Genomic DNA, 26400 nt, shown 5'->3' with positions numbered 1-26400 from the left:
CATTCAATACCGAGGTTAGTCATGTCCACCACGCCCGCCACCCCCAAGGTAGGTTTCGTAAGCCTGGGTTGCCCAAAAGCCCTGGTCGATTCCGAGCGCATCCTGACCCAGCTGCGCATGGAGGGCTATGAAGTCGTGCCCACCTACGAGGACGCCGACGTGGTGGTGGTCAACACCTGCGGCTTCATCGACAGCGCCAAGGCCGAGTCGCTGGAAGTGATCGGCGAAGCGATCAAGGAAAACGGCAAGGTCATCGTCACTGGCTGCATGGGTGTCGAGGAAGGCAGCATCCGTGACGTGCACCCGAGCGTGCTGTCGGTCACCGGCCCGCAGCAGTACGAGCAGGTGGTCAACGCCGTGCACGAAGTAGTGCCGCCACGCCAGGACCACAACCCGCTGATCGACCTGGTACCGCCGCAGGGCGTCAAGCTGACCCCGCGCCACTATGCGTACCTGAAGATTTCCGAAGGCTGCAACCACAGCTGCAGCTTCTGCATCATCCCGTCGATGCGCGGCAAGCTGGTCAGCCGCCCGGTCGGCGAAGTGCTGAGCGAGGCCGAGCGCCTGGTCAAGGCCGGGGTCAAGGAGATCCTGGTGATTTCCCAGGACACCAGCGCCTACGGCGTCGACGTCAAGTACAAGACCGACTTCTGGAACGGCCGCCCGGTCAAGACCCGCATGCTCGAGCTGTGCGAAGCCCTGAGCAGCCTGGGTGCCTGGGTACGCCTGCACTACGTGTACCCTTACCCGAACGTCGACGACGTGATCCCGCTGATGGCCGCCGGCAAGATCCTGCCGTACCTGGACATCCCGTTCCAGCACGCCAGCCCGAAAGTGCTCAAGGCCATGAAGCGCCCGGCCTTCGAAGACCGCACCCTGGCACGTATCAAGAACTGGCGCGAGCAGTGCCCGGAGCTGGTGATTCGCTCCACCTTCATCGTCGGCTTCCCGGGCGAGACCGAGGAAGACTTCCAGTACCTGCTGGACTGGCTGACCGAAGCCCAGCTGGACCGCGTGGGCTGCTTCCAGTACTCGCCGGTGGAAGGCGCCCCGGCCAACGACCTGGGCCTGGAAGAAGTGCCGGACGACGTCAAGCAGGACCGCTGGGACCGCTTCATGGCCCATCAGCAGGCCATCAGCGCCGCCCGCCTGCAACTGCGCATCGGCAAGGAAATCGACGTGCTGATCGATGAAGTGGAAGAGCAAGGTTCGGTTGGCCGCAGCTTCTTCGATGCCCCGGAAATCGACGGCAGCGTGTTCATCGATGGCGACCACGGCTTCAAGCCGGGTGACAAGGTGCGTTGCCGCGTGGTGGATGCCGACGAATACGACATGTGGGCTGAACCCATTTAATCGCGCTGGAACATAATGCCTGGCAGTTATGTAATTTGGGGCCGCTTCGCGGCCCATTGACGCTATCTGACAGGCATTACCGGGTCTGGGGCTTTTTCGTCAGAACGCGTGAAAAAGCATCAGGCCGCCCTCTGCATCCGGGCTGGCATCCGAGAAGCCTTTGACTGCATAGAGTTGCACTTTCCACTGCTGGTTGAGCTTGTGTGTCAGGAACAGGGTAAGTTCCTTGATCTGCGCGCCCGTCGAGACGACCTTCTGCCGCCAGTCGTAGGAGGCGCCCGCGGAAGTGCCTGCAGCCACGGGCATGGCGAAGCCGAGACTGGCAAATATCGGGTCGTCGAAATCGCTGTCGGGCGGGTCGCCGAACTTCTTCCAGCCCAGGGTCGCGAAGCCGGTCACCGGGCCAAAGGCCTTGGCGATGTCGACCTGGCCGGTGTAGTCGTATTCACCGGTGCCCAGGCACTGGTCTTCATCGGCAGTGGGGAATTTGACCTTGCCGATCAGGTCCAGCATCAGGCCGCCGTCACTGCCATCGAGCAGGGCGTAACCGGCGCTGGCAACCGTGTCCCCCAGCCCGCTTTCCACATCCCGGCAGCCACCGGGCAAGGGGTCACCATTCGGGCCCACTTCAGGGTTGGTGATGCGCAGCCAGGGCACGGTGACCTTGTAGGTCATTGGGCCGGTTTCATACTTGCCGACCACGGGGATGTACCAGATTTCCGAGGTTGTACCCGTGCCATAGTCGCCACTTGAATAGTCCATTCCTATGGCGGCGCTGAAGGTATCGCCCAGCACCGACGCACTGGCGCATGACAGCAAGCAGGCGAAAAGAGGGAGCGTGGGTCTCATCTGCACCTCGGTATCCCGGACGGGAAGGGTGATCGCACTTACCCAGCCTAGTTGCCTAATGCCCGGATCGCTCTGGATGCTCCACTTTTTCGACTTTCTCTACTGTCTCGGGCCTTTCGACCTTTTCAACCTTCTCTACTTTCTCGACCTTCTCTACTTTTTCTACCTTCTCGACTTTCTCAGGCTTTTCGATCTTCTCGACCTTTTCGGGCTTCTCGGCTTTCTCGATCTTCTCGACTTTTTCTACTTTCTCTACCTTTTCAACCTTCTCTGCTTTTTCAATCTTTTCCACCTTTTCAAGCTCGACCTTCTCTACCCGGTCAGAGCTGCCACTATTGCTGCTCTCGGGTTGCTCCACGGTGTCGACATGTTCCGACTTTCCGGACTTGTCCACGCTTTCAGTACTGTCCCGCCCACTGGAATCGTCAACACCGCCGCGCCCGCTGTGGTCATCGCTGCTTTCAATGCGATCACTGGTCGCATCGCGTCCGCCATGCCCGCTATTGCTGGAACCTTCAGCGTCACGGGTGCCGTGCTCGCTGCCACGCCCCGAATGCCCTCTGTCCGGGTTGTCAGCACGGTCGTCATCGAACTCCACGCGGGTTGCCCGCAGCTCGTGCCTGCCATTGAACACCCCGCTCACCCGCACACGTTGATCGAGCGCCAACGCCGCGGGCTGCTTGCCGACGATCACGGTGCCCTGCCCCAGCGTCACCTTGATGCCTGCCACCACCAGTTGTTGAGCGTGGCTGCGCTGTACCAGCCCCTCGATCACCGCCGTCTGCACACGGCCAGCAAAAGGCAGGCTCGGGTCTGGGCGGGTTTGCGCCACTTCCAGCTGCCGTCCGGTCCACTGCCCACGTACCAGCACTTCCCGCGCAGGTGCCACACGGGTTCCCAGCTTCAGCCCCTGGAGGCTGCCGGCACGGTCAACCGCACCGATGGCACTGGCTTCCCTGAGCCCCGGCGCACGCTCGATACGGCTGGCTACCACTTCGCCCCTTGCATCGCGCAGGCCACTGACCCTGACCGGCTCGCCCGGGCGCAGCCCTTCAGCCACCCGCGCCCCTGCAGCAAGCCGCACAGGTTGGCCCATGACCCGCAGGGGGGCCGAAGCATTGGGCAGTGCCGTCAGCGGCCCTTCGTAAACGTTGAGGATCGAGATGCGCCCTGCTTGCAGGCCGCGTTTGCCGGCAAATGCCTCCACCGCGACAACCTGGCCGATTGCCAGGTGAGCGCTACTGGCAGGCGCACCGTTTTCACTCACCGGCACGTCCTTGCCAAAGTGCACTTCCAGGCCATTGACGCAGATCGAGGCAAACCCGGTGATGGTGCCGACGATGCCCGTGCCACCGGTACCGCCCGGGCGCAGGATCGGTGCGCCGGTACCGCCTACCCCGCCGTGATCGATGAAGGTGCCGTCCACACCGTCGGCCACCGCACCGGTCCCGCCCGTACCGCCGGGACGCTGCGGCAGCGGTGCACCGGTGCCACCCACTCCGCCGTTTTCGCTGCGTACACCGGTACCACCGACCCCGCCCGTCCTGGCCCCGGTACCACCAATACCGCCCGGAAACTGCAAGCCCGCCGCCCCCGCCATACCCACTTCGTCACGGCTGACACATACCGGTGCTGCGGCCACCTCGGCAGGCGCCACCAGGTTCAGCCCGAAACCCAGGACCAGTGTGACGACACTGAGGCAGCGCGCGAGGGAAGTCATGGGTCTGGTGTCTTCGACAAATCGGGGTCGGTAGTTTCAGTGTAGAAATAAAGCCCTACCGTGATGCGCTGACGTTGCTCGGCGCTGGGCACATCGGCATCTTCCAGGTCTGATGCGAGCCGACTGAAGGCAAGCAGCATCTGCATGCCGTCCTTGTCCACCGCCGCACGCAGATGGTCGACGCTGGCCGGGCTCAAGGCGTCGTAGTGCACGCTGCGTTCAAAGAACGGCTGGCCGTCCCCACTCAGGTTGTGCACTGCTGCGCAGGCATGGTCATGCAGGTTGTGGCCAAAGTACGCGGCCTTTTCGTCGAAACCCTTCTGCGGCACGAATGCCTGGGCCTCCAGGTGAACACAGTCCTGGTCGTCGAGCCGGACGATACCCAGGCGCAACCACTCATCCAGCACCACCCGCCCGCGGATGTCGGTGCTGATCTTCGCCACCAGCGCATCGAAGGAACAATCGCCGCCAACGCTCGCCAGGCGCGGCAACGGCAGCGCCTGGCCAGGCGCCGAGCAGAACGGCTTGCCAGTGGTCCACATATTGACCAACTGTGCACCTAACGTGATGTTTCCCGGCAGCGCGGCGAGCGATACGCCCCCCTCGCTGCGCAAACGCCGGACATCTTTGCGATGCACGCCCGTGAGCAAGCTGATGCGGCTGTCGGTCGGCGCTGTACCGTCCAGGCGAAACTCGCGATGGGCCACGTCGACGAACACTTCCTTGAGCAGGTCGGCGAACATCGTGTAGGTGACCCCTTTGCGCAGCATCAGGCGCACCAGAGGACGCATGACACGCCGCAGTGCGCTTAACATCGAAGGGGGGATGGTAGGCGATTGCATTGAGCGCATTCCTTGACAGATGAACCCAGTATACGACGCGGGAAAAGATCCCACACCAACTGTGACCATATCCCTGACGAGATGAGGGATAGTCGTCGGCGCTCATTGCATTCGCGTTGAGTGGGCTGCCGTGTATCCGAACCCGGCCTCATGCAGGCCCGCCCCGTGGGCACTGCATGAGACCGTTCAGAGCCAGTCAGCTCCTGCTGTTGTCATCACCCGGTTCGCCTGCGGCATGCTCACCGCGGTCATCACCCGGTTCGCCACCCAGATGGTCGCCACGATCATCACCAGGTTCACCACCAACGTGATTGCCATGGTCATCGCCAGGCTCACCGCCAACATGATTGCCATGATCGTCCCCGGGCTCACCGCCAACGTGATTGCCATGATCGTCACCGGGCTCACCGCCAACGTGATTGCCGTGATCGTCCCCAGGCTCACCGCCAACGTGATTGCCATGATCATCACCCGCTTCAGCGTGGTTGCCGCTGCGCCCAGAGTTCGAGGAGCCGTCATGGCCGCGCCCACTGTTGCCGGCATGGCCATCTCCATCCCCGCCAGCGCCGTGGCCGCCGCCTTCACCGCCATGGCCGCCACCGCCGCCACCGTGACCACCGCCGCCACCACCATGGCCACCGCCGCCACCACCGTGGCCGCCACCGCCGCCACCGTGACCACCTCCACCACCACCGTGGCCGCCACCACCTCCGTGACCACCACCGCCACCACCATCCTTGGCGTAGGCGCTGGAGCCATTGGATATCGAGTCCGGGATCAGAACGATGGAAGTCGACAGCACGCCAGCAACGGCAACCGCCAATAGCGCCTTTTTGAACAGCACATGTATTTGCATATTTCGTCTCCAGGTCGTCGCCATGAGAAACGCCAAATCAAGCCGGGAATCCTGTGTTCGGTTCTTGCTTTTCATTGCGTGGGAATTTTTCCCACGGGAAAGTAATAGACCGCCAAACCCCGAGGTTCAAGCAGCGCACGGAGAAGCCGACCGGTGGTTGGCCTGCTATGTTTGCCTTATCGTCATGGAGGAACACCGGCATGCATTCGGTACTGACGCTGCAAACCCCGCGCTTGAGTGACTACGGCGAACTGGTACAGGTGTGGGAGGACTCGGTACGCGCCACCCACGACTTCCTGCCGGATTGCTACATCGTCTTGCTGCGCGACCAGGTGCTGCGTCGCTACCTCGATGCAGTGATGCTGATCTGCTGCAAGGACCGCCAGCGCATCTGCGGCTTCGCCGGGGTCGCCAACGGGCGCGTGGACATGCTGTTCGTCGCACCGAAGTACCGTGGCAAAGGGGTTGGCAAGCGCCTGCTGCACTATGCGATCGACGAACTGAATGCCGAGCGCCTGGACGTCAACGAACAGAACCCGCAAGCCTTGGGCTTCTACCTGCATGAGGGCTTCGAGGTGATCGGCCGTTCGGAAACCGACGGCCTGGGGCAACCCTACCCGCTGCTGCACATGCGCCTGCGCAAAACGGCGTAAATGACACAGATTCCCAGCCCCTCTGCCGCGCGGGCAGGTACAATGCAGGTCTTTCCCTGCCTTTGCGAATTGCCGTCATGTCCGAACCCGTCCGCCTGTCCAAACGCCTTATCGAGCAGCTTGGCTGCTCCCGCCGCGAGGCCGAGCTGTATATCGAGGGCGGCTGGGTCACGGTCGATGGCGTGGTGGTCGAGCAACCGCAGTTCAAGGTCGAGCAGCAGCGCGTCGAACTGCTGCCGGGTGCCCGTGCCGAAACGCTGGAACCGGTAACCCTGCTGCTGAACCAGCCGGCCAGCGTGGACAGCGAAACCGCCCGCGCCAGCATGAACATGAGCAGCCTCAGCGAAGCCCACCGCGAAGGCGTGCGCGCACTGCACGGGCATTTTGCCCGGCAGGCCTGCGTGGCGCCGCTGGAGCGCGGTGCCAGCGGCCTGCAGGTATTCACCCAGGACTGGCGGGTAACCCGCAAGATCGACGCCGACCTGCGCCGCCTGGAACAGGAATTCATCGTTGAAGTGCGCGGCGAGACCACGCCCCAGGCGCTGGAACGCCTGGCGCGTGGTGCCACCCGCAATGACCGCGAGCTGCCTAAAGCCAAGGCCAGCTGGCAGAACGAAACCCACCTGCGCATGGCCCTGAAAAACCCGCAGCCAGGGCAGATCGCCGAGCTGTGCGCCTACCTGCGCCTGGAGCTGGTAGGCATGCGCCGCATTCGCCTGGGTGGCGTGTCGATGGGCAAGCTGCCCCTGGGCCAGTGGCGCTACCTGGCCACTACCGAACGTTTCTAAGCAATACGCCGCGCCACAGGTGCGGCACCTGAACAGGATTCTGCAACAATGAACCACAACGACGTCCTGCGCAGCCTGCGCTACATGCTCAAGGTGAATGACGCCAAGATGGCCGAAATCATCGGGCTATCCGGCCTCGACGTGCATCCCCTGGTGCTGGCCACCTACCTGAAGAAGGAAGACGAGGAAGGCTTCGTGCGGTGCCCGGAACGGGTCATGGCGCACTTTCTCGACGGCCTGGTGATCCACCGCCGCGGCAAGGATGACAGCCGCCCGCCGCAGCCGATCGAGCTGCCGGTAACCAACAACCTCATCCTCAAGAAGCTGCGGGTGGCCTTCGAGCTCAAGGAAGATGACCTGCATGCGATCCTCAAGTCGGTCAACTTCCCGGTCAGCAAACCCGAGCTCAGCGCGCTGTTCCGCAAGGCCGGCCATGACAACTACCGCCCTTGCGGCGACCAGCTGCTGCGCAACTTCCTCAAGGGCCTGACCCTGCGCGTGCGCGGCTGATTGGCCATGCAGCATACGGTTACCCCGGTCGGCATCATCCGCTCCTGTTTCAAGGAGAAGTTCGCCATCCCGCGCCAGCCGCAACTGGCGCCCGCCGCACGCGGCGTGCTCGAGCTGCTGCCACCGTTCGACCAGGGCGATGCGGTCGAGGGGCTGGAGCAGGTCAGCCATGTCTGGCTGCTGTTCCTGTTCCACCAGGCACTGGAAGACAAACCCCGCCTGAAAGTGCGGCCACCGCGCCTGGGTGGCAACAAGAGCATGGGTGTGTTCGCTACCCGCGCCACTCACCGGCCCAATGGCATCGGCCAGTCGGTGGTACGCCTGGAAGGCGTGGAGCCAGGGCGCCTGCTGTTGTCTGGCATCGACCTGCTCGACGGTACGCCGGTGCTGGACATCAAGCCGTATGTGCCATACGCCGATAGCATCGCTGGCGCCAGCAACCAGATGGCCAGCCAAGCGCCCGCCGCGATCGCCGTGCAGTGGGGCGACAATGCCCTGCCCCAGGCTCGCGAACATGCACTGCGCCTGGGTGAACCGCTGGTGGAGCTGATCGAGCAGTGCCTGGCGCAGGACCCACGGCCGGCCTACCAGGTGCCGCCGGCCGAGCGGGTGTATGGGGTGAAGTTCTGGGATGTCCAGGTGCGCTGGCACTACCCGCAACCGGACGTGATCCGGGTGCTGGAGGTGGTGCTGGCCTGACCTCTGGACTGTACGCGGTCTTCGCGCCTGTACGCGGTCCCTTGTAGGAGCGGCCTTGTGTCGCGGAAGGGGCGCGTAGGGGCCCCAGGATCTCGGCCATCCTGCAAGGTTGCCGGGGCTGCTACGCAGCCCTTTCGCGACACAAGGCCGCTCCTACAGAGGACCGCGCACAGGTATGAAGGCACATGAAAAAGGCGACCCTGAGGTCGCCTTTTTCTTTTCACCATCCCGCGATCAGCGAGCCGGGCCTTCAGCCACGCCCAGGTCGTCGGTCGGACGGGTATCGACCAGCGGCGCACCACCGGAGGCCAGCTCCGATGCCAGCTTGTCGTTGTCCATTTCCTTCACCCACTTGGCCACAACCACGGTGGCAACGGCGTTGCCAACCAGGTTGGTCAGGGCGCGGGCTTCGGACATGAAGCGGTCGATGCCGAGGATCAGCGCCAGGCCGGCAACCGGCAGGTGGCCAACGGCCGACAGGGTGGCGGCCAGTACGATGAAGCCCGAACCGGTAACACCGGCAGCACCCTTGGAGGCCACCAGCAGCACCAGCAGCAAGGTGATCTGGTGAGTGATGTCCATGGTGGTGTCGGTGGCCTGGGCAATGAACACCGCAGCCATGGTCAGGTAGATCGAGGTGCCATCGAGGTTGAACGAGTAACCGGTCGGGATCACCAGACCAACCACCGACTTCTTCGCACCCAGGCGCTCCATCTTGGCCAGCATGCGTGGCAGGGCCGACTCCGAGGAGGAAGTACCCAGCACGATCAGCAGTTCTTCACGGATGTAGCGGATCAGCTTGAGGACACTGAAACCGTGGGCGCGGCAGATACCGCCCAGCACCACCAGCACGAACAGCAGGCAGGTGATGTAGAAGCAGGCCATCAGGTAGCCCAGTTGCACCAGCGAGCCAACGCCGTACTGGCCGATGGTGAAGGCCATTGCACCGAAGGCACCGACCGGGGCCAGTTTCATGATCATGTTGATGATGTTGAACATGACATGGGCGAAGCGGTCGATCATGTCCAGCACCGGCTTGCCGTAGCTGCCCAGGCGGTGCAGGGCGAAGCCGAACAGCACGGAGAACATCAGCACTTGCAGGATGTCGCCGTTGGCGAAGGCGCCGACCACGGTGTTGGGGATGACGTTGAGCAGGAAGCCGACAGTGGTCTGCTGCGCGCCGGCGGCCGCGTAGGCAGCCACGCTGCTGGCGTTCAGGGTGCTGACGTCGATGTGCATGCCAGCGCCCGGCTTGACCACGTTGACGACGACGAGGCCGATGATCAGGGCGATGGTGGAGACGATTTCAAAGTACAGCAGCGCGTAGCCGCCGGTCTTGCCGACCGACTTCATGCTCTGCATGCCGGCGATGCCGCTGACCACGGTACAGAAGATGATCGGGGCGATGACCATCTTGATCAGTTTGACGAAGCCGTCACCCAAGGGTTTGAGGGCGACGCCGGTCTCTGGGTAGTAGTGGCCGAGCAGGATGCCGATGGTGATGGCGACCAACACCTGGACATACAGGGATTTGTACAGCGGCTGACGTGTCGTCATGGCTAATTTTCCTCAAGTGTGCCGGTTCACCCTTCCCAGGGCGATGGGGCACCTGAATCGCTAACCCTCCTGCACCTGGAGGGATTTGTCGTTGTGTTCGAGCTGCCTGGGCAGGCCTCTGCGAGGATCAATAGCAAGGGTGGTGCCAAAATGCCCACCAAGGGTGCAAAGGCCGTATTTGCGAGGGATAAACGCCCAACGACGGGGCGGTTTGCCTGAGGAAGGCTGGCGGATTTCCGCCCGATGGCGGGATTTGTACAGGGGCATTGGCGGGAATCCGCCCATTGTAGTTGCCTGTGCCGGCCTCTTCGCGGGTAAACCCGCTCCCACAGGAACCGCACAGGGTCGAGTGCAGTGCGCCCCCTGTGGGAGCGGGTTTACCCGCGAAGAGGCCGGCCAAGCCAGCAAATCACTCGAGGTTGAAGGTGATCCTGAACGCAGCGCCCCCCAGAGGAGAATCCCCCAGGCTCAGCTCGGCGTCATAGCTGTCGACGATATCCTTGACCACCGCCAGCCCGATCCCCTGCCCCGGGTGCTGGCTGTCCAGCCGCTCCCCACGCTCCAGAATCCGCTCACGCTGGTCCGCCGGCACCCCCGGCCCGTCGTCCTCGATGCACAAGGTCAACTGCCCAGGCGCCTGCTCCAGGCTTACGCGCACCTGGCCCAGGCTCAGGCGGTAGGCGTTCTCCAGCAGGTTGCCCAGCAGCTCCAGCAACGCGCCCTGCTCCATCGGCACCTGCGCCGCATCGGGCAGTTGCAGCGTCACATCCACCCGCTTGTCCCGGTACACCTTGGCCAAGGTGCTGCACAGGCTTTCGAGCAACGGCCGCAGCAACACGCTGTGGCGTACCAGGCCGCTCTTGCGCAGGCTGGCGCGTTGCAGCTGGTAGTCGATCTGCTGGCTCATGCGCTCGATCTGGCTCTGCAGCACGCGCGCCTGCTCGCGCTCGCCGCTACGCTGCTGCAGGCTTTCGCCCACCCCCTGCAACACCGCCAGCGGCGTCTTCAGGCTGTGCGCCAGGTCATCGAGCGAATCACGGTAGCGCTGACGCTGCTCGCGCTCGCTGCGCAACAGGCGGTTCAGCGAGCCGGTCAGGCGCAGCAGCTCCCGTGGGTGTTCGCCACTCAGGCCATCCCGCACGCCCGACTCCACGTCGTCCAGCTCGCGGCTGAGCCGGCGCAACGAACGCAGGCCCCAGGTCAGGCCGGCCCACAGCAGCACCAGCAGCGCCAGCAAGGCCGCGCCAAAACCCAGGTAGAGCTTTTCGCGCAGGCCATCGAGGGTGTGCTGGTATTCGCGCACCGGTTGCAGGGCAACGATGCTGTAGGCGGCGCTCTGGCCACCCAGCAGCTTGATCTCGACGTCATAGACGAAGAACTCTTCGCCATCGGCCTGGTGAATGCGGGCGAATTCGTTGCCTCGGCCGTCGTAGCGCGGGCGGTAGTTGACGTTCTGCGCGGCGGTTGCCCGCGACTGCCAGACCAGCTTGCCGTCGCGGTCGAAGATATAGCCGAGCAGGCCGGTGTACGGCAGGTTGTAACGCTCGTCCGGCAGCAGCGTAGGCATCTGCAGTTGGCCGTGCTCGATGCGCGCAGCGGAAATCAGCGTGGTCACATCCGAGGCCAGGCGTTGTTCGATCGACTCCTGCAGGGCCAGGCTGAAGGCCTTCTGCAAGGCCGGCAGCAGCGCCAGCATGAACAGCAGCGCCAGCACCGCGGCCGCCAGCATCAGGCGCACCCGCAGCGAACGGATCATCGGCAGCGCTCGGTGAACAGGTAGCCCAGGCCGCGCACGGTGTCGATCGGTTTGAAGCCGTGCTCGCCCTCGAGCTTGCGCCGCAGGCGGCCGACCAGCACTTCGATGACATTGGGGTCGCGTTCCTCGTCACCCGGGTACAGCTGCTCCATCAGGCGGTCCTTGGCCACCACCTGCTGGTGATGGCGCATGAGGTATTCGAGGATGCGGTATTCGTAGGCGGTCAGGGCCAGGGGCTGCTCGTCCAGCGTCGCCTGCTTGCGGTTGAGGTCGAGCACCAGCGGGCCGGCGGCAATGGTCGACTGTGTGAAGCCGCTGGAGCGGCGCAGCAGGGCGTTCAGGCGTGCCTCGAGTTCTTCGAACTGGAACGGCTTGACCAGGTAGTCGTCGGCACCGGCGGCCAGGCCCTCGACCTTGTCCTGCCAGTTGCCGCGGGCGGTGAGGATGAGAATGGGGAAGGTCTTGTCCTGGCTGCGCAGGCGCGTGATCAGCTCCAGCCCGCTGATGCCAGGCAGGCCCAGGTCGATGATGGCCAGGTCGAAGTGGTATTGCCCGGCCTGGTACAGCGCCTCCTCGGCATCGGCGACCGCCTCGACCACATGGCCGCTTTCGCCCAGGCGGGTGTAGAGGTGATGGCGAAGCAGGGCTTCGTCCTCGACCACCAGCAGTTTCATGTGCAGCTCCTTGATATGTATTGCCTGTACCGGCCCTTTCGCGGGTAAACCCGCTCCCACAGGTACTGCACAGGTTTGAAGAACTGCGCGATCCCTGTGGGAGCGGGTTTACCCGCGAAGAGGCCGGTACAGGATAACCCGGCTCGCCCGTCAGAACTTGTAGCTTGCAGCCAGGTAGGTCTGCGCGCTGCTGGTCAGGCGCAGGGTGCCGTCCTTCGGCCCGCCGTGCGCACCCACTTCGGTGGCGGCGTTGGTACGCAGGTAACGATAGCCCAGTTCCACCGAAGCCTTGTCGGTGATGTCCTGGATCACGCCGGCCTGCAGGCCATACGCGTAACCGTAGTCGGTATCCCGGCTGGCACCCGGGGAGTCCTGGGTCAGCTTGGTCACGCCCAGGCTGCCGCCGCCGAACAGCTTGGTGGTGTCACCCACCGGCAGGAACAGGTCGTAGCTGCCCAGCAGGTTTTCCTGGCGCAGCTTCAGGCCGCTGTGGTCGCCCGAGACATTGTCGTAAGTCATGTAGTAGCGGCCCTGGTCATTGATCTTGCCCACGCGCACGCCCCAGGTGTCGTCCTTGCCGATGATGCCGTCGGCGTTGAGGTGGTCGGTGTTGCGCTGCAGCAGGCCGGACTTGCGAACCTTGTCGCTGGTCTGGCCGTAGGTCAGGCTGGCGAAGTTGTCGTCAGCGGCCTGGGCAGTGGTGATGCCAGCGGCGCAGACGGCCATGGCGGCAAGCAGGGTGTTGAAGGTTTTCATGGCTGGATACTCCAGTTGAGTGCGCTGTTTCGGTCTGGAAGCTAGAGTAAGCAGGGCACCCTGAACCGCGACTGAACCCTGGCTGAACCTCGGCTGAACGAACCGTTTGCAGAACAAGGAGTAGTGACCATGCGCGCCCTGCTGGCCTTGACCCTGATGTGCAGCGCCGCCCTCGCCCAAGCGGCGGTACAAACCCGCGAGATCCCCTACCAGGACGCCGACGGCAACCGCCTGGTCGGCTACTACGCCTATGACGACGCCATCGAAGGCAAGCGCCCCGGCATCGTCGTGGTGCATGAGTGGTGGGGGCTGAACGACTACGTCAAGCGCCGCGCCCGCGAGCTTGCGGCGCTGGGCTACAACGCGCTGGCCATCGACATGTATGGCGACGGCAAGCAAACCGAACACCCTGCCGACGCCAAGGCGTTCATGACAGCGGCGACGAAAGACCCCAAGGCCGCGGAGCGGCGCTTCGATGCCGGCCTGGAGCTGCTCAAGCTGCAGCCCAATACCAACAAGCACCAGTTGGGGGCAGTGGGTTACTGCTTTGGCGGCAAGGTAGCGCTGGATGCCGCGCGGCGAGGGGAAAAGCTCGATGGCGTGGTGAGCTTCCACGCCCCGCTGGGCACGCAGACACCGGCCAGGCCGGGCGTGGTGCGGGCCGATATCCTGGTGGAGCATGGTGCGGCGGACACCCTGGTGACCGAGCAGCAGGTGGAAGCGTTCAAGGCGGAAATGGATGCAGCCAAGGTCAATTACCAGTTCGTCAGTATTCCCGGGGCCAAGCACGGGTTCAGCAACCCGGATTCGGACCGCATGGGGCACGGTGAACATGGCGGGCCGGATATTGCCTATGACCAGGCGGCGGATGCCAGTTCCTGGGCGGATATGCAGGCGTTCTTCAAGAAGGTGTTCAAGTAAGGAGTGCCGGGGCCGATGTGGGAGCGGCCTTGCGTCGCGAAAGGGGCGCAAAGCGGCCCCAGGATCTCAGCAGTTCTGCAAAATCGCCGGGGGGCGCTGCGCGCCCCTTTCGCGACGCAAGGCCGCTCCCACAAGGATGCATTGCCACGCTGGCTCCCTTAGTGCCCGTACAGCTGGCACAATACCCCCCATGAACACACTCCCCGCCTGCTGCGCCCCGCTCCAGCACCACTGGCCCCTGCCCCGCCCACTACCCGGCGCGGTGCTGGTCAGTTGCTACTTCGACCCCGCCCGCCTGGCACCCGACGACTTCCAGCGCGCCGGCGTCGTGCCAGGCGCCAGCCTGCAGCGCTCGGTGGCCAAGCGTCAGGCCGAGTACCTGGCCGGCCGGGTATGTGCCCGCGCCGCGCTGCAGCGCCTGGACGGCCGTGACTACGTGCCCGGTACCCACGAGGACCGTTCGCCCATCTGGCCCGCCGGCATCCACGGCTCGATCACCCACGGCAAAGGCTGGGCTGCCGCCGTGGTTGCTGCCGAGGGCAGTTGCCAGGGCCTGGGCCTGGATCAGGAAGCACTGCTGGATGACCAGCGTGCCGAGCGGCTGATGGGCGAAATCCTCACCCCGCCCGAACTCGAGCGCCTGGACCGCCGCCAGCTCGGCCTTGCCGTCACCCTGACCTTCTCGCTGAAGGAAAGCCTGTTCAAGACGCTCTACCCGCTGACCCGCCAGCGCTTCTACTTCGAGCACGCCGAAGTGCTGGACTGGTCCGCCGAAGGCCTGGCCCGCCTGCGCCTGCTCACCGACCTGTCGCCGCAGTGGCGGCATGGCGCCGAACTGCAGGGCCAGTTCTGCCTGCAGGACGGCCACCTGCTCAGCCTGGTCAGCGTCTGACCGTCACAACGGTGCCTGCTGCCGTGGCCAGTTCAGGCTGAAGCAGGCACCGCCCAGCGCGGCGCTGCGCCCCACCGTGGCCCGCCCCGCGTGCCAGTAGATGATCCGCCGCACGATAGACAGGCCCAAGCCATGCCCGCCCGAGGCGCGGGTACGGCTGTCGTCGAGGCGGGTGAACGGTGTGAAGATGCGGTCCCAGACGCCCTCGGGGATGCCCGGGCCGTCATCCTCCACGTCGATGCGACAGCGTTGCTGCCCCAACTGGTAGCTCAGGCGCACCTCGGCCTCTGCGTGGCGCATGGCGTTGCCCACCAGGTTCTGCAGGGCCCGGTGCAGGTAGCGCGGTTCGGCCTCGACCCAGGCGCCTTCGCCATCGGCGCCCTGGCACTCACCACGCACCACCCGTACCTCGGCACGCAGCGGCGCAAGCTCTTCGATCACCCGGTCGAGCAAGGCGTCCAGGTCTACCCGCTCGAACTTCAGCGCCGGTGCGCCCTGCTCCAGGCGGGCGTAGGTGAGCATCTCGTCGACCAACTTGTCGAGGTCCTGGATATCGCCGTCCATGCCCGCCAGGTGCTTGGCGCGGGCCTGCTCGGTGGTGGCACTTTCGATCATCTCCAGGCCAAAGCGCAGGCGTGCCACCGGCGTGCGCAGCTCGTGGGAAACCGCCCGCACCAGCTCGCGCTGCATGGTCAGCGAGCGCTGCAGGTGCTCGGCCATGCCGTTGAAGGCCGCGGCCAGGCGCCCCACCGAGTCGGCATCGCCGGCCGGCACACGGGTGTCCAGGCTGCCCTGGGCGATGCGCGTGGCGGCAATCTCCAGGCCCGACACACGCCGCTCCAGTTGGCGCACCAGCAGGTAGACCACCAGGCCGATCAGGCACAGGCCAAGAAAGGTGATCAGGACCAGCAACTGCGGCGGATACGGGTTGAGCTGGTACAGCGGGCCGATTTCCAGCACCCAGGGCGAACCCGCCAGCCCGGCGAACACGCGGATCGAGTCACCATCCTTGCCCAGGGCCATGACCGTGTCGCCCTCCTCGACCCGGCGCCGCTGGTCATCGTCCAGGCTCACCCGCTCGATGCGCTGCAGGGCCACGCCAAAGCCGAAGCCCTTTTCTTTCTTGATCTGCGCCAGGCGCTGCTGCTGTTCGGTCACCGGGTAGCGCACCAGTTCGTCGGCCAACAGATAGAGGGTGGCCCGCGCCAGTTGCTCGCTGATCTGTTTGATCTGCGCTACCAGCATCAGGTCTTCCTGGCCGACCTTGCGCAGCACCTGGGCCGCATGCGGGCCGGTCTTCTCGACCACCACCAGGCCGCGGTACAGGCGCGCCCGCTGGCCGCCATCGAGTGTGCGCGCGGTCATCGGTTGCAGCGCCAGTGGCACGCCGAGCAGGCGCTCCCAGATCAGCAGCGAGCGCTTGCGCTCGGTGTCGTTCTGCAGCGCCAGGTTGTCGGCCATCAGGCTGAAGGTACCCTGGGCCAGGCCCTCGCGGTGCTGGGCGGCACGTACTTCGTTGACCAGGTGCAGGCTGAGCACCCCGAGCAGGGCCACCAGCACCAGCACGGCCAGCATGCCGCCATAGATGCGCAGGAAGATCGAGTTGTTCATGGGGCCTCGCCGACGAACAGGTAGCCCTTGCTGCGCAGGGTCTTGATCAGCCTTGGCTGGAGCGGGTCGTCGCCGATCTTGGGGCGGATCCTGGAGATGCGTATGTCGATGGAGCGGTCCTGGCCGTCGTAGCCGACGCCACGTAGCGCGGTGAAGATCTGCTCGCGCGTCAGCACCCGCCCGGCGTTGCTGGCCAGCAGCCAGAGCAGGTCGAATTCGGCGCCGGTCAGCTCGATCAGCTGTTCCCCCAGACGCGCCTCGCGCAGGCGATTGTCGATGCGCAGCGCGCCGAAGGCCAGGTCCTGGCGCTTGCTGTCCGGTGCTTCGCTGCGGCGCAGCAGGGCCTGAATGCGTGCCAGCAGCAGGCGTGGGCGTACGGGTTTGCAGACGTAGTCGTCGGCCCCCAGGTCCAGGCCCTGGACCTGGTCGAGTTCATCGCTGCGGGCGGTCAGCATGAGGATCGGGCCGGGGTACTGGCTGCGCACTCGGCGGCAGATGCTCAGGCCGTCCTCGCCGGGCAGCATCAGGTCGAGAATGACCAGGTCGGGCTGGCTGTCGACGATGCGCCGCGCGGCGCGCGCGCCATCGCCCTCGACGCTGACTTCGTAGCCGTTGGCCTGCAGGTACTCGGCGGTGAGCTCGGCCAGGCGCTGGTCGTCTTCGACGATGAGGATGCGGGGTGCGGGGTGGTCCATGGCTTGTGCCTTTGTTTGTTGTTTTTCTGTGGCCTGTGCCGGCCCCTTCGCGGGTGAACCCGCTCCCACAGGGACCGAGCCGCTTTCGAAGCCTGTGCAATACCTGTGGGAGCGGGTTCACCCGCGAAAGGGCCAGCACAGGCAACATAACCCTTTAACCAAAAAGCAACATCCCCTGGGAATACTACGGCTGCCATCCGGTACTGCCAACCTGCCAGCAGCCCCTAGACTGAACCGTTTTTTGTGATAGGGTTCGCGCCCGAAAAATTCTGCCCCGGGGCAGCAAGGCGCAGAAAAATACTGCAAACCACTTGGCACAAGGCCTACAGCGAATACCCACCATTCACTCACAAAGTACGCACAAGTTATCCACAGGCGCTCGCCTTGCAAAGCCCCCGATACCGCATTATCTTGTATCCCGATCGCAGCGAACCACTAGATATAGGGGTTCGTGCAAAATCACACACAAAAGTCAACCCGCAAAATCAAGCGATTTTTTCGGGTGAACTTCAAGTGATTCCAGCAGCCAAACCGCTCCTGCGGAGGCGACCGAGGCAAGCCCTTCCAGGGCCTTGTTCGGGTATGGGTGTTACAGGCCAGGCCTGGCATCCATCAGCAACAGTTTTTGGGCCCGGCCCAGAACCTTTGACTTCGGCCAGGGAGCGGCGAGCCAATTGCCCTTATTCCTGAGTCTGTCCCGAAGTTGGTACGCCCGCGCGGGCGGATGCGCATGCATTGCCCATCCCCGCCGGGCCATCGAGCAAGTGGACGGAACGGTGGGCGCCCAAAAGGCGCCTGAACAATATAGAAACTGTGGAGACACCCACCCATGCAAACCGACACAACTCGCGAGAACCCGCAGGCCAAGGTGCCGCAGGCCGCCGATTCCAACCAGGATCTGGCCGCCACCGCTCCCGGCCAACTGCGTGTGATCAAGCGTAACGGCACTGTCGTCCCCTACACCGACGACAAGATCACCGTGGCCATCACCAAGGCGTTCCTCGCAGTTGAAGGCGGCACCGCCGCCGCTTCGTCGCGCATCCACGACACCGTCGCGCGCCTGACCGAGCAGGTCACCGCCACGTTCAAGCGTCGCATGCCATCGGGTGGCACCATCCACATCGAAGAAATCCAGGACCAGGTCGAACTGGCCCTGATGCGCGCCGGCGAGCAGAAGGTCGCCCGTGACTACGTGATCTACCGCGAGCAGCGCGCCAAGGAGCGTGCCACCCGCGTCAACACCGAGTCCGTGGTCGAGCCGCACCCAAGCATCCGCATCACCCTGGCCGACGGCAGCCTGGCGCCGCTCGACATGGCCCGCCTGAACACCATCATCAGCGAAGCCTGCGAAGGCCTGGCCGAAGTCGATGGCGACCTGATCCAGCGCGACACCCTGAAGAACCTGTACGACGGCGTGGCCATCAAGGACGTCAACACCGCCCTGGTGATGACCGCCCGTACCCTGGTCGAGCGCGAGCCGAACTACTCGTTCGTTACCGCCCGCCTGCTGATGGACACCCTGCGCGCCGAAGGCCTGGGCTTCCTGAACGTGGCCGAGAGCGCCACCCACCACGAAATGGCCGACCTGTACGCCAAGGCCCTGCCGGCCTACATCGACAAAGGCGTCGAGTTCGAGCTGCTGGACCCGGCCCTGAAAGGCTACGACCTGGACCGCCTGGGCAAGGCCATCGACCACGAGCGTGACCAGCAATTCACCTACCTGGGCCTGCAGACCCTGTACGACCGCTACTTCATCCACAAGGATGGCGTGCGCTTCGAGCTGCCGCAGGTATTCTTCATGCGTGTGGCCATGGGCCTGGCGCTGGAAGAGAAAGACAAAGAAGCCCGTGCCATCGAGTTCTACAACCTGTTGTCGTCCTTCGACTACATGGCCTCGACCCCGACCCTGTTCAACGCCGGCACCCTGCGCCCGCAGCTGTCCAGCTGCTACCTGACCACCGTGCCGGACGACCTGTCGGGCATCTACCACGCGATCCACGACAACGCCATGCTGTCGAAATTCGCCGGTGGCCTGGGCAACGACTGGACTCCTGTGCGTGCACTGGGCTCCTACATCAAGGGCACCAACGGCAAGTCGCAGGGCGTGGTTCCGTTCCTGAAAGTGGTCAACGACACCGCCGTTGCCGTCAACCAGGGTGGCAAGCGCAAGGGCGCCGTGTGTGCCTACCTGGAAACCTGGCACCTGGACATCGAAGAATTCATCGAGCTGCGCAAGAACACCGGTGATGACCGTCGTCGTACCCACGACATGAACACCGCCAACTGGATCCCTGACCTGTTCATGAAGCGGGTCTTCGATGACGGCAAGTGGACCCTGTTCTCGCCTTCGGAAGTGCCAGACCTGCACGACCTGACCGGCAAGGCCTTCGAAGAGCGCTACGAGTACTACGAAGCCCTGACCGAGTACAACAAGATCAAGGTGTTCAAGACCATCCAGGCCAAAGACCTGTGGCGCAAGATGCTGTCGATGCTGTTCGAGACCGGCCACCCGTGGCTGACCTTCAAGGACCCGTGCAACCTGCGTTCGCCGCAGCAGCACGTGGGCGTGGTCCACAGCTCGAACCTGTGCACCGAGATCACCCTGAACACCAACAAGGACGAGATCGCGGTCTGCAACCTGGGCTCGATCAACCTGCCGAACCACATCGTCGACGGCAAGCTGGACACCGCCAAGCTGCAACGCACCGTGAACACCGCCGTGCGCATGCTCGACAACGTGATCGACATCAACTACTACTCGGTGCCGCAAGCGCGTAACTCGAACTTCAAGCACCGCCCGGTCGGCCTGGGCATCATGGGCTTCCAGGATGCGCTGTACCTGCAGCACATTCCGTACGGCTCCGATGCTGCCGTCGAGTTCGCCGACAAGTCGATGGAAGCGGTCAGCTTCTACGCCATCCAGGCGTCCTGCGACCTGGCCGACGAGCGCGGTGCGTACGAGACCTTCCAGGGTTCGCTGTGGTCCAAGGGCATCCTGCCGCTGGATTCGCAACAGATCCTGATCGAGGCCCGTGGCGCCAAGTACATCGACGTCAACCTGGAAGAGTCCCTGGACTGGGCCCCGGTGCGCGAACGCGTCAAGAAAGGTATTCGTAACTCGAACATCATGGCCATCGCGCCGACCGCGACCATCGCCAACATCACCGGCGTGTCGCAGTCCATCGAGCCGACCTACCAGAACCTGTACGTGAAATCGAACCTGTCGGGCGAGTTCACCGTGATCAACCCGTACCTGGTCCGCGACCTGAAGGCCCGTGGCCTGTGGGACTCGGTAATGATCAACGACCTGAAGTACTACGACGGTTCGGTGCAGCAGATCGAGCGTATTCCGCAAGAGCTGAAGGACCTGTACGCCACCGCGTTCGAAGTCGAGACCAAGTGGATCGTCGATGCCGCCTCGCGTCGCCAGAAGTGGATCGACCAGGCCCAGTCGCTGAACCTGTACATCGCCGGCGCCTCGGGCAAGAAGCTGGACGTGACCTACCGCATGGCCTGGTACCGTGGTCTGAAGACCACCTACTACCTCCGTGCCCTGGCCGCGACCAGCACCGAGAAGTCGACCATCAACACCGGCAAGCTCAACGCCGTTTCCAGCGGTGGCGACAGCGCCCCGGTCCAGGCAGCCGGCCCTGCGCCAGTGCCGAAGGCCTGCGCGATCGACGAGCCTGACTGCGAAGCCTGCCAGTAAGGCCAGGCCGAGGCTTCCTGCGGGAAGCCTCAACGCGTTTTCCGCACCACTGCGGACCCTGTGGGAGCGGGTTCACCCGCGATGAGGCCGGCACTCCCGCCGCCTCTCCACAGCCAGACACAACAAGCCGTGGCTACAAAGCCGCGGCCAGCCCTTTTCGGGCACCTCAGATTTGCGTGCACCGCACCGCAACCAAGATCCACCGGCCATACTTGATAGATGGCCCTCAAGCAGGAGCATCTCACCATGCTGAGTTGGGACGAATTCGATAAAGAAGACGGCGAAGTAGCCGCCAAAGGCAACACCCCTGCGCAGGCCGCTGCCGCCGCCACCCTCGACAAGCTCGACAGCGCCGGTGGTGCCGCCGCCCTGGAAGCCCGTGCCGCCACCGCTGACGACTCCGACGCCGTCAAGCGCGCCAAGGCTGCCCTGAACGACCTCGACATCGCCGAAGGCCTGGCCGAGCTGGAAGGCTCCGGCGCCCGCGTGCGTGTTGACGAAAAGCGCATGATCAACTGCCGCGCCGACCTCAACCAGCTGGTACCGTTCAAGTACGACTGGGCCTGGCAGAAGTACCTGGACGGCTGCGCCAACCACTGGATGCCGCAAGAGGTCAACATGACCGCCGACATCGCCCTGTGGAAGAGCATGGACGGCCTGACCGAAGACGAGCGCCGTATCGTCATGCGCAACCTCGGCTTCTTCTCCACTGCCGACTCGCTGGTAGCCAACAACCTGGCCCTGGCCGTGTACCGCCTGATCACCAACCCGGAGTGCCGCCAGTACATTCTGCGCCAGGCCTTCGAAGAGGCGATCCACACCCACGCCTACCAGTACTGCATCGAGTCGCTGGGCATGGATGAAGGCGAGATCTTCAACATGTACCACGAGATCCCATCGGTAGCGAAGAAAGCCGCCTGGGGCCTGAAGTACACCCGCGCCATCTCCGACCCGGAGTTCAACACCGGCACCGTCGAAACCGACAAAGAGCTGCTGCGCAACCTGATCGCCTACTACTGCGTACTGGAAGGCATCTTCTTCTACTGCGGCTTCACCCAGATCCTGTCCATGGGCCGCCGCAACAAGATGACCGGCGTGGCCGAGCAGTTCCAGTACATCCTGCGTGACGAGTCGATGCACCTGAACTTCGGTATCGACGTGATCAACCAGATCAAGATCGAGAACCCGCACCTGTGGGACGCGGCGATGAAGGAAGAAGCGACCCAGATGATCCTGCAAGGGACCCAGCTGGAGATCGAATACGCCCGTGACACCATGCCACGCGGCGTGCTGGGCATGAACGCAGCGATGATGGAGGACTACCTCAAGTTCATCGCCAACCGTCGCCTGACCCAGATTGGCCTGAAGGAAGAGTACCCGGGGACTACCAACCCGTTCCCGTGGATGAGCGAGATCATGGACTTGAAGAAAGAGAAGAACTTCTTCGAGACCCGCGTGATCGAGTATCAGACTGGTGGGGCGTTGAGCTGGGATTGATATCCGAGCGAGCATAGAGAAGGCTGCCGATTGGCAGCCTTTTTTATTGGCCGGGAAAAGCCGAAGAGGAAGCTTCCTACAAGGTTCTCATTGTGACTTTTGTATCGTCGCGATAACGTCTGTCGGCGCTTAAGAACGCTCACGCAGCGGTATTCCGTTCCCGTTAGCAGCGGCTCTCCAAATCAGGATGGCCAAGATGGACAGTTTCAATACACCTACCCTCTTCACCCGCCACAACCGCCCCCTCCACACCCTCTGGCTCGAATCCCAAGCCTGGTTCTGCGCCCACGAACTCGGCCGGTTGAGCGGGCACTTCTACGACGAACACTGCATGCGCAAGCTCGACCCGGATCAGTACCGCTCCGTGCAGTTGCTGCGCTATGGCAAATACCAGGAAACCACGATGGTCAGCGAATCCGGGGCCTATACCTTGTTGGCGCATCACCATGTGCCGGAGAACCGGCATTTGCGCTGGTGGCTGACGCATGAGGTGGTGGCGGTGCTGCGTGATCGGCAGGAGGACGGGGTGGAGGATGTTCCGCGACTGGGGCAGATGTGCTGGCCTGGGGGGCGGAGCGCGACGTTGTTGTATTGGCAGAGTGAGCCTTGGGTGAGGATGCGGGATATGCCGGTGGTGCTGGCTGGGGAAATGCAACAGCTGCTGCCGGTAGAGAAGCCGAAGTTGAGTTGGCGGGAGTGTGCGCAGCGGGCGCTGCGGTTGCATGGGGTTTAAGCGGCGGGTTTGCCTGGGCGGGCCTCTTCGCGGGTGAACCCGCTCCCACAGGTACTGCGCTGGCTTCGGGTTAATGCTGTACCTGTGGGAGCGGCCGTGGCCGCGAACACCGGCGCAGCCGGTGCCATGCACCGCGTCGCCTGCTTCGCGGGCTTGCCCGCTCCCACAGGTACTGCGCTGGCTTCGGGATCACGCTGTACTTGTGGGAGCGGCTTTAGCCGCGAACACCGGCGCAGCCGGTGCCATGCACCGCGTCGCCTGCTTCGCGTGCTTGCCCGCTCCCACAGGTATTGCGCTGGCTTCGGGATCACGCTGTACCTGTGGGAGCGGCCGTGGCCGCGAACACCGGCGCAGCCGGTGCCATGCACCGCGTCGCCTGCTTCGCGGGCTTGCCCGCTCCCACAGGTACTGCGCTGGCTTCGGGATCACGCTGTACTTGTGGGAGCGGCTTTAGCCGCGAACACCGGCGCAGCCGGTGCCATGCACCGCGTCGCCTGCTTCGCGTGCTTGCCCGCTCCCACAGGTATTGCGCTGGCTTCGGGATCACGCTGTACCTGTGGGAGCGGCCGTGGCCGCGAACACCGGCGCAGCCGGTGCCATGCACCGCGTCGCCTGCTTCGCGGGCTTGCCCGCTCCCACAGGTACTGCGCTGGCTTCGGGATCACGCTGTACTTGTGGGAGCGGCTTTAGCCGCGAACACCGGCGCAGCCGGTGCCATGCACCGCGTCGCCTGCTTCGCGTGCTTGCCCGCTCCCACAGGTATTGCGCTGGCTTCGGGATCACGCTGTACTTGTGGGAGCGGCTTTAGCCGCGAACACCGGCGCAGCCGGTGCCATGCACCGCGTCGCCTGCTTCGCGTGCTTGCCCGCTCCCACAGGTATTGCGCTGGCTTCGGGATCACGCTGTACCTGTGGGAGCGGCCGTGGCCGCGAACACCGGCGCAGCCGGTGCCATGCACCGCGTCGCCTGCTTCGCGGGCTTGCCCGCTCCCACAGGTACTGCGCTGGCTTCGGGATCACGCTGTACTTGTGGGAGCGGCTTTAGCCGCGAACACCGGCGCAGCCGGTGCCATGCACCGCGTCGCCTGCTTCGCGTGCTTGCCCGCTCCCACAGGTATTGCGCTGGCTTCGGGATCACGCTGTACCTGTGGGAGCGGCCGTGGCCGCGAACACCGGCGCAGCCGGTGCCATGCACCGCGTCGCCTGCTTCGCGGGCTTGCCCGCTCCCACAGGTACTGCGCTGGCTTCAAGTTCATGGTGAACCTGTGGGAGCGGCTTTAGCCGCGAACACCGGCGCAGCCGGTGCCATCCACCGAGGCGCCTGCTTCGCGGGCTTGCCCGCTCCCACAAATGCCGGTGACATCCACAGCTAGTTCATTTGCTTGCCTACAACACCACTGCCCTGCTACTTCCCCTCCCCAACCGGCTCCACCCGCTGCACCACGATCTGCATATGGCTCGCCATGTCGCTCAGTATCACCTCCCCTTCCTTGTACTCCGGGGTGATCATCAGCGAGCGGACAAAATGCTCGTTGCCACCTTCGCGCTTTTGCACGTTCTCGAACGCCACGATGATCGTGTCGTTGCGCCAGTTGCTGATGTCGAAACCGCCCGCAGCAACGAACTCACTAATGTCGCGCTCGTCGTTGAACACATTGGCAGGCAGGATCAGCAGGCGGTCCTTGAGAAACACCTGATAATACTGGCGAGGCCCCACCGGCCAGTTCTGCTCCACCACGTGCTCGATGCGCCAGTGATGGACGTTATTCTCATAGACCACGACACGCTCGACCTTATGGCCATTGCAAGCAACGAGCAAGGGCAATAGCAAACCACCGAGCCAGGTACGCTTTCGGCGCAGATTCATCCCGATCCCCTCGTTACATCAGAGAAAGGTGTCATTTGGAGGTTTTAGCCGCGCGACGGTTGAATTTACGGATGTCCCGATACTCCACCAGGCGCACGCGCATCTCGCGGTAACGCTGGCTGTTGATGATCAGCAGAGCCAGCAAACCGAACACCAGGACGGAAATGTACGCCCCCATGTGCGGGCGATAACCGTAGCTGGGCAATGCGGCGAGCAAGGCAACCACGAGGATGCCGATCACACCGCGCACGCCCCAGGCAAAGCCACGCACCATGGCGATATGCGAGGCGGTGCTCACTACACCGGCTGCCGCCAGCACCATCACCGAGAGTTCAGGGTCTGAGCTGCGCATATAGGTGGAGAACACCAGCGAGACGGTGCCACCCAGCGCCATGCAGGAAAAGAAAAACTCGGCAATGAACACGCCGAAATAACGGGAAAGAAACGTTTGCAGCTCCTGGTCACGGGTCACTCGGTAATCTCCTCGTAAAGCCCCACTGCAACCGATTGCACGAAGCTACTGCTGCCAAAGCCCGACAAGCCGCCTATCGAGTCTTTGATCAAGGTACGCGTGGCATGCTGAATTTCGGTAGGGGTAAAACGTTTGATCGCAGTACCCGCCGCTTGCTTCAGCTTGAGCTGCTTGGCAGTGAGCGACGGATGCTTGATGAGCAGAAGCTCCTCGGCCAGCGCCTTGCGTTGCTGCCGCGACAGGCTATGGAACAGCTCCCTCCAGCCCTTGCCGGTAGCCGCTTTGCGAGCCTGCAGGAACCGCACGGTGTTCAGGCTCGATGCGCCCACACCTGCCAGCGCGACGCCGTCCAGTATGCTCATCACGGTCTGGACCGTGTCGTTACTGTCGAGCCAGTCGTTCTGCCCTGGGTCGAACACTTCGTTGAACACTCGGTACCCGCCCATCATGCACTGCCCGGTACCCGCAGCCGCGGCGGCATAACCGACCGCCGTCAACACCATGCTGGCGCCGCCAGTGAACGGTACGGCAATGGTGCCACTGAACATGACGACCCAACCAAGATAGGCCGAGAGGCAACCCAGACTGGCGTTCACGGCCTCTGCCATCACCTTGCGCTCACGCGCGCCGGTTTGCAGCTGGGTCATGAACTGTTCAGGTGACTTGTAAGGTGCTGCCTCCTGCAGAATCACACGCTTGGGCGCAATGCTGCAGATAGGCTTGAATTCGCGCAGCACGATCACGTTGTACTCGGCATCGATATACACAACACCAGCACCCACGATACCCGGGTCGGCATCGATGGCCCTGAACAGCTTCTGCTGGTCGACGGTCAACAACAGCCGCTGACGCGCCATTTGCTGCCGGTAGCCGCCCAGGGCGCCGGACATCAGATCAGTCACGACAACTCTCCTTGATTACAAAAGCCGCTGCGCCGGCCCACGCACGCCCCGTGCAGGTCAGGCGACCTGCCAGGGGGCTGCACGTGCAC

The 26400-nt window shown here is 63.8% G+C and carries 23 protein-coding genes; 10 read left to right on the top strand and 13 right to left on the bottom strand.

Going from position 1 to position 26400, the window contains the following annotated elements; genetic code table 11:
- Positions 1-21 precede the first annotated feature (21 nt).
- On the top strand, positions 22-1353 hold the full coding sequence (gene rimO / locus CAG00_RS20940) for a 30S ribosomal protein S12 methylthiotransferase RimO (protein ID WP_013973825.1): 1332 nt from the start codon (positions 22-24) through the stop codon (positions 1351-1353).
- A 99-nt stretch (positions 1354-1452) separates the two neighbouring features.
- On the opposite strand, the gene CAG00_RS20935 is transcribed toward rimO, so the two are convergent.
- The 4 genes from CAG00_RS20935 to CAG00_RS29145 all read right to left on the bottom strand — a co-directional run bounded on the left by CAG00_RS20935 (position 1453) and on the right by CAG00_RS29145 (position 5620).
- A complete protein-coding gene (locus tag CAG00_RS20935; RefSeq protein WP_039613960.1) occupies positions 1453-2202 on the bottom strand; it encodes a hypothetical protein in 750 nt (249 codons plus the stop codon).
- A 55-nt stretch (positions 2203-2257) separates the two neighbouring features.
- The gene (locus CAG00_RS20930) at positions 2258-3922 is read right to left on the bottom strand and encodes a DUF5666 domain-containing protein (RefSeq protein ID WP_085665250.1); all 1665 of its coding nucleotides are present in this window, start codon (positions 3920-3922) and stop codon (positions 2258-2260) included.
- On the bottom strand, positions 3919-4764 hold the full coding sequence (locus CAG00_RS20925) for a DUF6502 family protein (protein WP_025340275.1): 846 nt from the start codon (positions 4762-4764) through the stop codon (positions 3919-3921). Before CAG00_RS20925 ends, CAG00_RS20930 begins: the two co-directional genes overlap by 4 nt.
- A 196-nt stretch (positions 4765-4960) precedes the next feature.
- Positions 4961-5620 (bottom strand): hypothetical protein, encoded by a 660-nt coding sequence (locus tag CAG00_RS29145; RefSeq protein WP_256579071.1) that lies wholly within the window; start codon positions 5618-5620, stop codon positions 4961-4963.
- Positions 5621-5820: 200 nt separating this feature from the next.
- Here CAG00_RS29145 and CAG00_RS20910 point away from each other — a divergent pair, with 200 nt between their 5' ends.
- From CAG00_RS20910 to tsaA, 4 genes are all read left to right on the top strand, one after another.
- Positions 5821-6273 carry a GNAT family N-acetyltransferase gene (locus CAG00_RS20910; protein WP_025340277.1) on the top strand — a complete coding sequence of 151 codons (453 nt, stop codon included), beginning with the start codon at positions 5821-5823 and terminating at the stop codon, positions 6271-6273.
- Positions 6274-6350: 77 nt separating this feature from the next.
- Entirely contained in the window at positions 6351-7061 is a 711-nt protein-coding gene (locus tag CAG00_RS20905; RefSeq protein WP_085665248.1) for an rRNA pseudouridine synthase, read from the top strand.
- 48 nt (positions 7062-7109) lie between these two features.
- Positions 7110-7571: a DUF1456 family protein gene (locus CAG00_RS20900; RefSeq protein WP_013973832.1), complete on the top strand. Its 462-nt coding sequence runs from the start codon at positions 7110-7112 to the stop codon at positions 7569-7571.
- A gap of 6 nt (positions 7572-7577) precedes the next feature.
- Positions 7578-8270 (top strand): tRNA (N6-threonylcarbamoyladenosine(37)-N6)-methyltransferase TrmO, encoded by a 693-nt coding sequence (tsaA, locus tag CAG00_RS20895; RefSeq protein WP_085665247.1) that lies wholly within the window; start codon positions 7578-7580, stop codon positions 8268-8270.
- Between the two features lie 234 nt (positions 8271-8504).
- On the opposite strand, the gene CAG00_RS20890 is transcribed toward tsaA, so the two are convergent.
- From CAG00_RS20890 to CAG00_RS20870, 4 genes are all read right to left on the bottom strand, one after another.
- The gene (locus CAG00_RS20890) at positions 8505-9827 is read right to left on the bottom strand and encodes a dicarboxylate/amino acid:cation symporter (protein ID WP_025340279.1); all 1323 of its coding nucleotides are present in this window, start codon (positions 9825-9827) and stop codon (positions 8505-8507) included.
- Between the two features lie 409 nt (positions 9828-10236).
- A complete protein-coding gene (locus CAG00_RS20880) occupies positions 10237-11583 on the bottom strand; it encodes an ATP-binding protein (RefSeq protein WP_085665245.1) in 1347 nt (448 codons plus the stop codon).
- A complete protein-coding gene (locus CAG00_RS20875; protein ID WP_025340281.1) occupies positions 11580-12257 on the bottom strand; it encodes a response regulator in 678 nt (225 codons plus the stop codon). Before CAG00_RS20875 ends, CAG00_RS20880 begins: the two co-directional genes overlap by 4 nt.
- A 150-nt stretch (positions 12258-12407) precedes the next feature.
- Positions 12408-13013: an outer membrane beta-barrel protein gene (locus CAG00_RS20870; RefSeq protein ID WP_013973837.1), complete on the bottom strand. Its 606-nt coding sequence runs from the start codon at positions 13011-13013 to the stop codon at positions 12408-12410.
- 129 nt (positions 13014-13142) lie between these two features.
- Between CAG00_RS20870 and CAG00_RS20865 the strand changes: the two genes are divergently transcribed.
- Together CAG00_RS20865 and CAG00_RS20860 are read left to right on the top strand one after the other, a co-directional pair.
- Positions 13143-13934 (top strand): dienelactone hydrolase family protein, encoded by a 792-nt coding sequence (locus CAG00_RS20865; protein ID WP_085665244.1) that lies wholly within the window; start codon positions 13143-13145, stop codon positions 13932-13934.
- Between the two features lie 190 nt (positions 13935-14124).
- Complete coding sequence (locus CAG00_RS20860; protein ID WP_085619118.1) at positions 14125-14826, top strand: 4'-phosphopantetheinyl transferase; 702 nt, start codon at positions 14125-14127, stop codon at positions 14824-14826.
- A gap of 3 nt (positions 14827-14829) precedes the next feature.
- Here CAG00_RS20860 and CAG00_RS20855 read toward each other — a convergent pair whose 3' ends face one another.
- Entirely contained in the window at positions 14830-16437 is a 1608-nt protein-coding gene (locus tag CAG00_RS20855; protein WP_085590717.1) for an ATP-binding protein, read from the bottom strand.
- Complete coding sequence (locus CAG00_RS20850) at positions 16434-17132, bottom strand: response regulator transcription factor (RefSeq protein WP_085590720.1); 699 nt, start codon at positions 17130-17132, stop codon at positions 16434-16436. Before CAG00_RS20850 ends, CAG00_RS20855 begins: the two co-directional genes overlap by 4 nt.
- An 829-nt stretch (positions 17133-17961) precedes the next feature.
- Here CAG00_RS20850 and CAG00_RS20840 point away from each other — a divergent pair.
- From CAG00_RS20840 to CAG00_RS20830, 3 genes are all read left to right on the top strand, one after another.
- A complete protein-coding gene (locus CAG00_RS20840; RefSeq protein ID WP_025340287.1) occupies positions 17962-20841 on the top strand; it encodes a ribonucleoside-diphosphate reductase subunit alpha in 2880 nt (959 codons plus the stop codon).
- 246 nt (positions 20842-21087) lie between these two features.
- Positions 21088-22338, top strand: coding sequence for a ribonucleotide-diphosphate reductase subunit beta (locus tag CAG00_RS20835; protein WP_024087598.1), 1251 nt, complete (start codon positions 21088-21090; stop codon positions 22336-22338).
- 196 nt (positions 22339-22534) lie between these two features.
- On the top strand, positions 22535-23071 hold the full coding sequence (locus CAG00_RS20830) for a Bro-N domain-containing protein (RefSeq protein WP_085665243.1): 537 nt from the start codon (positions 22535-22537) through the stop codon (positions 23069-23071).
- Between the two features lie 1404 nt (positions 23072-24475).
- On the opposite strand, the gene CAG00_RS20800 is transcribed toward CAG00_RS20830, so the two are convergent.
- Genes CAG00_RS20800 through CAG00_RS20790 form a run of 3 tightly spaced genes read right to left on the bottom strand, consistent with a single transcriptional unit; the run spans position 24476 to position 26299 of the window.
- The gene (locus tag CAG00_RS20800; RefSeq protein WP_085619128.1) at positions 24476-24937 is read right to left on the bottom strand and encodes a hypothetical protein; all 462 of its coding nucleotides are present in this window, start codon (positions 24935-24937) and stop codon (positions 24476-24478) included.
- 31 nt (positions 24938-24968) lie between these two features.
- Positions 24969-25409 (bottom strand): hypothetical protein, encoded by a 441-nt coding sequence (locus CAG00_RS20795; protein ID WP_085665238.1) that lies wholly within the window; start codon positions 25407-25409, stop codon positions 24969-24971.
- Positions 25406-26299 (bottom strand): hypothetical protein, encoded by an 894-nt coding sequence (locus CAG00_RS20790; RefSeq protein WP_038408275.1) that lies wholly within the window; start codon positions 26297-26299, stop codon positions 25406-25408. The genes CAG00_RS20795 and CAG00_RS20790 overlap by 4 nt, the downstream gene beginning before the upstream one ends.
- Positions 26300-26400 lie beyond the last annotated feature (101 nt).

Source organism: Pseudomonas sp. B5(2017) (genome assembly GCF_002112825.1).
Taxonomy (GTDB): Bacteria; Pseudomonadota; Gammaproteobacteria; order Pseudomonadales; family Pseudomonadaceae; genus Aquipseudomonas; species Aquipseudomonas putida_Z.
The sequence above is the reverse complement of the archived record's forward strand: the minus strand, read 5'-3'. Positions and strand labels throughout refer to the sequence as shown.

Coding starts and splice junctions, on each gene's coding strand:
- rimO (WP_013973825.1), top strand. CDS start 22: ATGTCCACCACGCCCGCCACCCCCAAGGTAGGTTTCGTAAGCCTGGGT.
- CAG00_RS20935 (WP_039613960.1), bottom strand. CDS start 2,202: ATGAGACCCACGCTCCCTCTTTTCGCCTGCTTGCTGTCATGCGCCAGT.
- CAG00_RS20930 (WP_085665250.1), bottom strand. CDS start 3,922: ATGACTTCCCTCGCGCGCTGCCTCAGTGTCGTCACACTGGTCCTGGGT.
- CAG00_RS20925 (WP_025340275.1), bottom strand. CDS start 4,764: ATGCAATCGCCTACCATCCCCCCTTCGATGTTAAGCGCACTGCGGCGT.
- CAG00_RS29145 (WP_256579071.1), bottom strand. CDS start 5,620: ATGCAAATACATGTGCTGTTCAAAAAGGCGCTATTGGCGGTTGCCGTT.
- CAG00_RS20910 (WP_025340277.1), top strand. CDS start 5,821: ATGCATTCGGTACTGACGCTGCAAACCCCGCGCTTGAGTGACTACGGC.
- CAG00_RS20905 (WP_085665248.1), top strand. CDS start 6,351: ATGTCCGAACCCGTCCGCCTGTCCAAACGCCTTATCGAGCAGCTTGGC.
- CAG00_RS20900 (WP_013973832.1), top strand. CDS start 7,110: ATGAACCACAACGACGTCCTGCGCAGCCTGCGCTACATGCTCAAGGTG.
- tsaA (WP_085665247.1), top strand. CDS start 7,578: ATGCAGCATACGGTTACCCCGGTCGGCATCATCCGCTCCTGTTTCAAG.
- CAG00_RS20890 (WP_025340279.1), bottom strand. CDS start 9,827: ATGACGACACGTCAGCCGCTGTACAAATCCCTGTATGTCCAGGTGTTG.
- CAG00_RS20880 (WP_085665245.1), bottom strand. CDS start 11,583: ATGATCCGTTCGCTGCGGGTGCGCCTGATGCTGGCGGCCGCGGTGCTG.
- CAG00_RS20875 (WP_025340281.1), bottom strand. CDS start 12,257: ATGAAACTGCTGGTGGTCGAGGACGAAGCCCTGCTTCGCCATCACCTC.
- CAG00_RS20870 (WP_013973837.1), bottom strand. CDS start 13,013: ATGAAAACCTTCAACACCCTGCTTGCCGCCATGGCCGTCTGCGCCGCT.
- CAG00_RS20865 (WP_085665244.1), top strand. CDS start 13,143: ATGCGCGCCCTGCTGGCCTTGACCCTGATGTGCAGCGCCGCCCTCGCC.
- CAG00_RS20860 (WP_085619118.1), top strand. CDS start 14,125: ATGAACACACTCCCCGCCTGCTGCGCCCCGCTCCAGCACCACTGGCCC.
- CAG00_RS20855 (WP_085590717.1), bottom strand. CDS start 16,437: ATGAACAACTCGATCTTCCTGCGCATCTATGGCGGCATGCTGGCCGTG.
- CAG00_RS20850 (WP_085590720.1), bottom strand. CDS start 17,132: ATGGACCACCCCGCACCCCGCATCCTCATCGTCGAAGACGACCAGCGC.
- CAG00_RS20840 (WP_025340287.1), top strand. CDS start 17,962: ATGCAAACCGACACAACTCGCGAGAACCCGCAGGCCAAGGTGCCGCAG.
- CAG00_RS20835 (WP_024087598.1), top strand. CDS start 21,088: ATGCTGAGTTGGGACGAATTCGATAAAGAAGACGGCGAAGTAGCCGCC.
- CAG00_RS20830 (WP_085665243.1), top strand. CDS start 22,535: ATGGACAGTTTCAATACACCTACCCTCTTCACCCGCCACAACCGCCCC.
- CAG00_RS20800 (WP_085619128.1), bottom strand. CDS start 24,937: ATGAATCTGCGCCGAAAGCGTACCTGGCTCGGTGGTTTGCTATTGCCC.
- CAG00_RS20790 (WP_038408275.1), bottom strand. CDS start 26,299: ATGTCCGGCGCCCTGGGCGGCTACCGGCAGCAAATGGCGCGTCAGCGG.